Here is a 9,138-nt window from a genome sequence, read left to right on the forward strand (position 1 = left end):
AGCCCTCGTGGCTTTTTTCAACCTCGCCAAGTGCGAAGCAAAGCTTCGCACGGCTCGCAAAATAACGACTTACGTCGATATTTTGCCATCGCATCCCTGCGATGTCGCAGCCCGTTGAGTTCTTCAACAGGCTGCTAGGCCGGGGACGAATCAACAGCCGCGCGTGTGGCCTGTTCGGTAAGCGGGGCCTGCGCCCCGGACGCCGGTCGGGTGCCCTGTGCGCACCGCGGCACGAGAGTTTGCTCCTGGTGCGCGAGAACGCACTCTACTGTCCTGGCCTCGGTGAGGCTGGCTACAGAAGCCACGCTGCACGTTTTCCGAATCTGCAAGTTCTCCCGCCCGCCCTGACCTGTGGTTTGACTTCGCCAATCCATCGCGGGATGATGGCAAAATCGGTGCAACGCTTGTTACCGAGCAGGCCGAAGCCGCTGGGGGACCTCAGCCAGCCGGCGATCGGCCCCCCCTGGGAACTTTTGACGCCTACAGGGCATCTTAATCGTGGCTCCCGAGCAGGATGACGACTGCCTGATCGACGAAGCCTTGGCCGGTCGCCCTGACGCCTTTGGCCAACTCGCCGCCCGCTACCAGGACCGGCTGTTCCACGCCATGACGCACATCTCGGGCTCGATCGACGACGCGCGCGATGTGGTGCAGGACGCGCTGGTGCAGGCCTTTTTGAAGCTCGAAACCTTCCGGCGCACGAGCGCCTTTTACACGTGGCTGTACCGTATTGCTTTTAATGTCGCGGCCGGCCGCCGGCGCCGGACCGTCAACCTGCACTCGCTCGACGGCGCCGCGCAACAATCCCTGGCTGACCGCGGTGCAAGGCCCGGTGCGCGGCTCGAGCAGCAAGAAACCGCCTCGCACGTGCAAGCGGCGCTGCAAGCGCTTGCCGAAGAATACCGCACGGTGCTGGTCATGCGCGAAATCGATGGTTGCGACTACGAGATGATCGCCAAAGTCCTCGATTTGCCCATCGGCACGGTGCGCAGCCGGCTGCACCGCGCGCGAACGCAAATGCGCGAGCTGCTGCGCGAAGTTTTGGAACTGGAAAAAGATTAATTGCCGCCTCTGCCCCCAGAGTCATGAGCGACGTGCCTGACGACGAACTGATCAGCGCCTATCTCGACGGTGAGCTGTCGGGCGAGGAGCTGCTGCGCGCCGAGAACTTGCTGGCCACCCAGCCCGAGAGTCGCCAATTACTCGAAGAACTGACATCCCTGCGCGCGAGCTTGCAAGGCTTGAAACGACAGCCGCTCGAGCCGGGTTTCGCCGATGGCGTGCTGCGCCGTGCTGAGCGCGAAATGCTGCAGCCGGCGACGGCTCCTTCACCGCGCGCAACAGTTGGTCATCCTGCGGCGCGAATCTCCTGGCAACGTTGGCGGCGGCCGCTTGCCTGGTCGGCCGCGGCCATAGCGGCAGGCCTGTTGCTTATGGTTCTGTCGCCAGGCGAGCAACAGAAGGTCGCAGTCGCGCCGGCCCAAGCGCCCGCGGGGGGCGAACTAAACGCGACGCCTGCGGCCCCGGCTCTCGCGCACCGCGCGAACGAGGATCTTCCGCAAGTCGCCGCGCACCCGCGAAGCGCGCCCGCCCCTGCTGCGGCGCCCATGGCTGCCGAAGAGCCGACTTTCGGCATCGCGCGCGACAGTGTTGATGAGAAAGAAGCCCTCGACTCGGCCGCTCTGTTCAACGAGGCGAATGATCAGTTGGTCGTCGTGCACTGCGACGTAACGACCCGGGCCGAAGCCGAGGTAGCGCTCCGCGGTCTGCTGGCCACGAACCAGATTGCCTGGGAAGCAGCTCCAAGCGAAAAGGAACAGACCTTCGAGCGCGCCAAGCAATCCGTGCCAACCCAGGGACAGACCACCGACAACAGCCGGAAGCCGGAACAAAGCGACTTGCACGCCGAGCTTGCCGAAGCGGTCTACGTTCTTGCCGATCGGGCACAACTGCAAACCACCATCGATGCGCTGCAATCGAACCGGGCGTTCCGCAACGTTCGCTTCCAGCGTGTCGACGCGCCGGCGGGGGATCGAGCAATTGAGAACTTGTCCTCGCAGCTCTTCGCAGGCAAGGACGAGTCGCTGACTCACGAGGCGCCGTTGATCGAGGCCGAAGGGCGCGCCCGCGCGCAAATGACGCGGCTGCCGCAACAGCAGCAACTACAACTGCAACGGAGGCAACAACAAGGCGCCGCCGTACAACTGTCTCCTGCCGAAGCGCAGAACCTGCAGGTCGATTCAGACAGCGCGGCGCGGGGTGCTGCCGCCTACTCAATCCGGGCCGCGGGCAAGCAGGATGCGCAGGGTGGCGGGCAAGACGCCGCGCAGAATTCTCCCGCGCCCGAGCAGTCCAAGCTATCGATTCAGCAGGCAAGCCAGTCGCGGCAGCTACGGCGCCAAGCGGCGCGCCAGCAAGCCCCCGCTACCCGTGACGCCGACGGACAAGGCGCGCCCGAATCAACGCAACTCCAGTCCTCGCCGATGGCGCGGGCGTTGATCATTTTGCAGGTGGCGCCCGACGAGCCCGGGGGCGCGAAAGATTCATCGCCCGTCACGCCCTGATTGCCCGCAGGAGAAGCCATGTCCGAAGTTCGCATCCGCTGCCGCGTCAACGGGCCGCTTGTCGTGGAAGGCCCGGTCACGATCGTCGATCACGAGGGAAATGCCTTCACCATTTCATCCGAGAAACCGAACGTGGCTCTGTGCCGCTGCGGTCAATCGGCGAACAAGCCCTTTTGCGACGGCGCGCACAAGCAATGCCATTTCCAGGCTGACAACCTGGCTTCACGGCCGTAACGCGTTTGCGGGCCGAGGCTTGGCCGCGGTCTGCGGTTTCCGAGCGGCCAGCGGCCGAATAATCGACACGTTTTCCCCGTTCGATTTCGCGTGTTCCGACGGGCGCTAACAGGCCTCTGCCCGCCGGTTTTCCGGGCGGCGCGGCAGCAGCGGGAGTTGCGCGAATTCTCCGGTTGCGCGGCCGAGTGGACGCTCGCGCGACGCGCGGTATAAACGATGCTTCGCGGCGCTCGCGCAAGCGCCCGTCACCCTCTCTCTCGGCACTGCCGCAACTCTGGAAAGGAAGCCCGGCCCGATGGACGAGCCACTGGGATTGGCCAGCACCCTGGAAGACGAAACCTCGGTCGCGTTCGTCAAGCAATGGGACCGGTTGGTCAGTTCGACCAATTGGGAAAAAGGACGCATCATCCACGAGTGGCGAACCGCGCTTGTGGCTTCGCAAGCCAGCGCGACGCAATATTCGGACGAGGCCTGGAGCCGCCGCGTGGGCAACGTCAGCGGGCAGCACGTGGGCCGGCTGCGGCGCGTCTTCGAGCGCTTCGGCGACGCCCGCGCCAGCTACGAAGGCCTGTTTTGGAGTCATTTCCAGGCGGCGCTCGAATGGAACGACGCGGAGATGTGGCTCGAGGGCGCCGTGCAAAACGGCTGGTCCGTGTCGCAGATGCGCTCGTCGCGCTGGCTGGCGATGGGCGCGCCCGATGATCTACGGCCGCGCGACTCGGACGTCATCACGGCCGAGATGGACGAGGATTTTTCCGACGTCCGGCACGAGGTGGCGCAAATCGTCGACCCGGCGGATCGCGACGGTTCGGCCTCGGCCCCCGGCGCGACGACCGGCCCCAATTACAACGAAGGCCCCGACTTCGGCGACGAGACGTACGACGCCGCGGCCGAGGGCGTGCCTTTCGATGCCGACGCGGCGGGCTATCCCGCCGAGCACGCCGCGCCCTCCGCGCGACCGTTCGAGAACCTGCCCGAGCTGCCTCCTGATTTGGCAGAAGCGTTCGAGAACTTCAAGCTCGCGATCCTGCGGCACAAGGTTTCAGCCTGGGCCGACGTCCCGCGCGACGACGTGCTGCGCGCGCTCGAGGCGCTCAGCCAGTTCGCCTGCGCCCCGTCGTAAGAGGGCGAATTCCCATCCGACGAGCGGTCACGGCGCGCGCAGTCGTGGGTCGGTCATGGCGTTTTCCCCGTGAGCATTGCCTTCGCCGACATTTTCCTCGTCGACATTGCCCGCGGAATTCTTTCGCTCGCGCGCGGCAGCCTTTTGCATGCCGGGCCCCAAACGCGACAGGTTGAATGACAAATGGCGGCCGCGATTCTCTTCGGCCAATTGCGCCAGCGTCCCGCCGATGCGCGGTACGAGGCTGAAATGGATGACGTTGATCTTCGTGCGCCCGCGATTCATGTTCCGAATGAACGCCAGGTCAGCCTGCGAGGGATCGTCTTTGGCCTCGCCATCGGTCAACAGAAAGATCGCCTCGGGCCGGAAATACAGCGCCGCTTCCAGCGCCGGCATGTGATTCGTGCTCCCTTCGCCGTAGGTGCTCATCACGAATGAGGCCGCCCGCTTCTTGTTCTCGGGCGTTCCACGAAGCAAGTGCGTCGACGGCCCTTGGTCTTCGAATACATTGAAGCCGTGGTTGTAGAAGACGATTTGAAAGCCCTGATTCGCCCCCAGATCGTCCAGACTGCGCAGCAACTCGGCCTTGGCCGCTTCGAGAGGCGTGATCGAAAACACGGTCTTCCCTTCCGAGGTGTAGGAAAGGGTCGAGATCATGCTGTCGGAATGGTCGAAGACGTAGACGAACGAGCGCGCCTCTTCGGCCACGCCGAAAACTTGCGTCTTTGTGGGCGCGGTTCCGTGGCCGGTACCGAAGCCCTCGCCCCCGATTCCTTCGCCGTCGCCGCCACCACGTCCCCACCGCGCTCCGCCCAGGATTTCTTGTGTCGAGTGCAGCGCTGACTCGGCCAGTCGGCCATCGGTGTGCTTCTCAGGTATTGCCAGCTCTATGACCTCGATCGAAAGTTTCGCATCGATCTCGTCCGCTGGTTGGGGTGGTGACGCCACTTGAATTTCGGTCGCGCTCGCGTCACCGCGTTCGGCCAAGGTGCGATTCAGTTCCAGGCCGGTTGTGGTTTCGCCTTGGCCCGACCCTCCGCCGACTTCGAAGCTCAAGAGCGACGGGCCAGGACTTGCCGGGACCTTCACCACCAGCACGCCCAACAGGATGGCCAGGCCGAGATGAACCAAGAGCGACGAAAGCCAGCCGGGCAAAAGTGCCGCACAAGTGTCGTAAAACGATACAGTTTTTTGCAACACCCGCGGCAGACCGATGGGTGGCACCAAGTGCTTTTGCGCGCCCTTGGCAGGCGCGACCTGTGGCACGCGAAGCAGCGGCGCAAGGCGCTGCCCACCACTCTCTTTCCCTGTTTCCGACATGTGCCCCGCTCCCTGCATTATGCCAGCGCGCTTGGAAAATCGCGACGAGCACGCCGTCATTCATGCTGTGACCGCTTCACGTGCAATGCAACGGACATGCCAAAACGCAATCGATGTTTTGGGGTATTCGCACTAAGTAACGATTCCGTGGCTGCCGCGCCAAGGTGCCGACGAAAGTTTGATCCCGCGCGCTCAAGGATTCGCCACGATCAATTGCACGATCGTTCGGCAGCGAATGGTCTCGCCCCTGCGCGGAGAGTATGAGGTTGATTTGCGCGCGAGCGACTACCCGGTTCCAGTACGACCGAAGCCCCTTCGACTGGTGCGGGGCGACTAGCTTTACCTGCTCAAGAGCGAACCCTGCGCATCGGCCAGAATGGCGTCCGAAGCTACCGGCAGCAGGGTTACTTCCAGCTCGGGATAAACCGCTTGCAACCGTTGCACGTCAGCAAGAGTGTATTCTTCCGCCGGTAGTCGAATGGCCATGTACTCGATCGCCCGCGCGCCAAGGTATTTCCAATGCCAGGGAAGGCGCCGCTCACTCTTGCAGCCGGGCGTAGGCTCGAAAGTGCGCAAGAAGTCAACAGACTGAACCAGTCGATCGCGCTCGCGGATCAGCCGCGCGTCCCGACCGAGCGCAACAGCCATGAGCGCCATGGCGGCAAGCAGTGTCCGCAGTCCGAATCGCAACGGGAACCGTGCAGCGCGCATGTCCGTTTGATCGGCCGCGACGGAAGCGTACTTAAGGCCACGCTGGCGGTGATTCTGTCGCCACCGGTGGCCAAAGAATCACCAGGCGCCGTGCGCGGAACGCGCGGTTCGTCAGGCTGCTCGGGAGCCTCTCCACTATCACGCCAAACAGTCGAAAGGCCGACCACGGCGATCGTGCCGCGAGGCCTTATCAAGACCTCCGTAACGTGACGTCCCAAGCCCACGCGCCAAGGGTAGTTACGACGACCCGTTCGCCGGCCCGGCCAATTGTGAAACCCCCTCAAAAACGGTATACTTTCGTACTGCTGGGCTGTCGTAGATTTCTGCTCGCCGAAGGCCCAACGGAAGGGTGTTTCATAGGCGATTTTTCCGCGGCACGGTTGCCGAAAGGACCTAAGTTTTGGCCGACAATCCCGAGAATCCGGACGACGCTGACGAAGAGTCCACAGCCCCTGAAGAAGGGCTTTCCGCAGAAGATATCAATGCCGGCCGTCTGCTCGACCTGCCGATCGAGGACGAGCTCAAGGACAGCTACCTGACGTACGCCATGAGCGTGATCGTCAGTCGCGCCTTGCCCGACGTGCGCGATGGGCTGAAGCCCTCGCAGCGGCGCATTTTGGTCGCCATGAACGACCTGAATCTCACGCCCGGCGCCAGCCGCGTGAAGTGCGCCAAGATCTCGGGCGATACCAGCGGTAACTATCACCCGCACGGCGAAAGCGTCATCTATCCCACTCTGGTGCGCATGGCCCAGGAGTGGAACATGCGCCACGTGCTGATCGACAAGCAGGGGAACTTCGGTTCGATCGCGGGTCTGCCGCCGGCGGCCATGCGATATACCGAAGCGCGGATGTCGCCGATCGCGGCCCTGATGCTCGAGGACCTGAAGCTCGACACCGTCGATTACGTGCCCACCTACGACGAGCGCCGCACCGAGCCCACGGTGCTGCCCTCAAAATTCCCGAATTTGCTCGTCAATGGTTCGAACGGCATCGCCGTCGGCATGGCCACCTCGATTCCGCCGCACAACCTGGGCGAGGTGTGCGCCGCGGCGATCAAGATCATCGACGACCCGGACGTATCGGTCGACGAGCTGATGGAAATCATCCCCGGCCCCGATTTCCCCACCGGCGGCATCATTTGCGGCCGGGCCGGCATTCGCCAGGGCTATCACACCGGCCGCGGCACGATCATCGTCCGCGCCCGGGCCCGCATCGAAGAGCACAACAAGGGGCGATTCCGCATCGTCGTCACCGAGATTCCGTTCCAGCAGACGCGCGACCGCATCGAGGAACGCATCGCGGAGCTGGTGAACGAAGACAAAATCCCCGGCATTTCGGCGATCCGCAACGAAAGCGATCTGAAAGAACCGGTTCGCTTGATCCTGGAAATCAAGCGCGACGCCGACCCCGACGTAGTGCTGAATCAGCTTTATCAGTTCTCGCCGCTGCAGGACACGATCTCGCTGATTTCACTGGCCCTGGTCGACGGCAAGCCGCGCACGCTGTCGATCAAGGAGCTGATCGAAGAGTTCATCCGCCACCGGGCGCACGTCATTCGCCGTCGCACGCAGTTCTTGCTGGCCAAGGCGCGGCAGCGTAAGCACACGGTCGAGGGATTGTTGCTCGCGCATGCCAACATCGACGAAGTGATCCGCGTCATTCGCACGTCGAGCACCCAGGCCGAGGCCAAGGCCCGCTTGATGGGCATCGAATGCCCGGCCGCGCTCATGCGCCGTGCATTGGGCGACGCGGGCTTTGCCTCGTTCACGTCCGAGCGCGGCGATCGCGAGAGCTACACGCTCACCGCCGTGCAGGCCGACGCGATCCTCAAAATGACGCTCGGCCAGTTGGTCAATCTGGAACAGGAAAAGCTCGGCGGCGAGTACCAGCACCTGCTGGAAGAGATCGCCGAATACCTGCGCATCCTGTCGGACGAGAAGAACATTCGCGACATCATTCGCGAAGACCTGCAGGAAGTGAAACGCAAGCACGCCGACGAGCGGCGCACCGAGATCAGCGGCGAAGAGGTCGGCAACATCGACCTCGAAGACCTGATCGCCGAAGAGAACATGGTGGTCACGATCAGCCACCAGGGCTACATCAAGCGCACCCCGGCCAGCACCTACCGCGCTCAGCGCCGCGGCGGCAAGGGGATGAAGGGGGCCAAGACCGAGGAAGAGGATCCCATCCGCCACCTCTTCGCGGCCAGCACCCACGACTACCTGCTGTTCTTTACGAACCGCGGCAAGGTTTACTGGCAAAAGGTGTACGGCCTGCCGCAGTTGTCGCGCGAAAGCCGCGGCCGCGCGGTCGTCAACCTGCTGAACTTCGCCGAAGGCGAAAAGATCGCCGATTGCCGCGCCGTGCGCGATTTCTCGCAGCCCGACCATTACCTGATGATGGCCACGCGCGGCGGCCTGGTGAAAAAAACGCCGCTCGTGCAATACAGCCGCCCACTCAAGGGTGGCATCATCGCCATCAAGCTGCGCGAAGATGACGAGCTGGTCGACGTTGTCGTCACGCGCAAAGGCGATGAAGTGGTCGTCTCGACCAAGCAAGGCATGGCCATCCGCTTCAACGAGGCCGATGCGCGCCCCATGGGCCGCAACACCAGCGGCGTAAAAGGGATCAACCTTTCCGAAGGTGATGAGCTGGTCGGCATGGTCGTCGCCGATCCCGAGGCCACATTGCTCACAGCTTGCGAAAATGGCTACGGCAAACGAACGCCGTTCGGCCCCAACAGCCCATCCTCAGGGGCCTCGGCGGACGAGGGCGCTGCGGGCGAGGATAGCGCGGCGGACGATAGCGCACATGAGCACGAGCACGAAGCTCCGGAACCGGCCGAAGGCGAGGAGGCCGAGGGGGGCAGCTCATCGCACCGCTACCGTACCCAGCGCCGCGGCGGCAAAGGCCTTCGCGATATCAAGACCACGGACCGCAACGGGCCCGTGGTCGGCGTCATCAGCGTTAGCGGTGATGACGAAGTGCTGATGATGACAGCCCGCGGCAAGATCCAGCGCATCGTGGCCGGCGACGTCAGCGTAATCGGCCGCAACACGCAGGGCGTGCGGATCATGAGCCTCGACGAAGGCGACACGCTAGCGGCCGTCGTACGCGTGCCCCGCGAGGAGGGTGGGGACGAGGGCGAGTCTGGCCCCGAAGCCAGTGGCCCCGAGGCCGCCGG

Annotated in this window: 7 protein-coding genes; 5 read left to right on the forward strand and 2 right to left on the reverse strand. The window is 63.7% G+C overall.

Features of this window, described 5'->3' with window-relative positions:
- Positions 1-498: 498 nt before the first annotated feature.
- From VHD36_19220 to VHD36_19235, 4 genes are all read left to right on the forward strand, one after another.
- Entirely contained in the window at positions 499-1,062 is a 564-nt protein-coding gene (locus tag VHD36_19220; protein HVU89468.1) for a sigma-70 family RNA polymerase sigma factor, read from the forward strand.
- A gap of 23 nt (positions 1,063-1,085) precedes the next feature.
- Positions 1,086-2,564 (forward strand): hypothetical protein, encoded by a 1,479-nt coding sequence (locus VHD36_19225; protein ID HVU89469.1) that lies wholly within the window; start codon positions 1,086-1,088, stop codon positions 2,562-2,564.
- Between the two features lie 18 nt (positions 2,565-2,582).
- On the forward strand, positions 2,583-2,798 hold the full coding sequence (locus VHD36_19230) for a CDGSH iron-sulfur domain-containing protein (GenBank protein HVU89470.1): 216 nt from the start codon (positions 2,583-2,585) through the stop codon (positions 2,796-2,798).
- 295 nt (positions 2,799-3,093) lie between these two features.
- Positions 3,094-3,921 carry a hypothetical protein gene (locus VHD36_19235; protein HVU89471.1) on the forward strand — a complete coding sequence of 276 codons (828 nt, stop codon included), beginning with the start codon at positions 3,094-3,096 and terminating at the stop codon, positions 3,919-3,921.
- Between the two features lie 27 nt (positions 3,922-3,948).
- Here the strand turns inward: VHD36_19235 and VHD36_19240 are convergent, their stop codons facing one another.
- A complete protein-coding gene (locus VHD36_19240) occupies positions 3,949-5,241 on the reverse strand; it encodes a hypothetical protein (GenBank protein HVU89472.1) in 1,293 nt (430 codons plus the stop codon).
- A gap of 339 nt (positions 5,242-5,580) precedes the next feature.
- Positions 5,581-5,952, reverse strand: a complete 372-nt coding sequence (locus VHD36_19245) for a hypothetical protein (protein HVU89473.1) — start codon at positions 5,950-5,952, stop codon at positions 5,581-5,583.
- A gap of 547 nt (positions 5,953-6,499) precedes the next feature.
- Here VHD36_19245 and gyrA point away from each other — a divergent pair.
- Positions 6,500-9,138 (forward strand): DNA gyrase subunit A (gene gyrA, locus VHD36_19250; protein ID HVU89474.1); only part of this gene is annotated, 2,639 nt, incomplete at its 3' end.

Source organism: Pirellulales bacterium, assembly GCA_035546535.1.
Classification (GTDB): Bacteria; Planctomycetota; Planctomycetia; order Pirellulales; family JACPPG01; genus JACPPG01.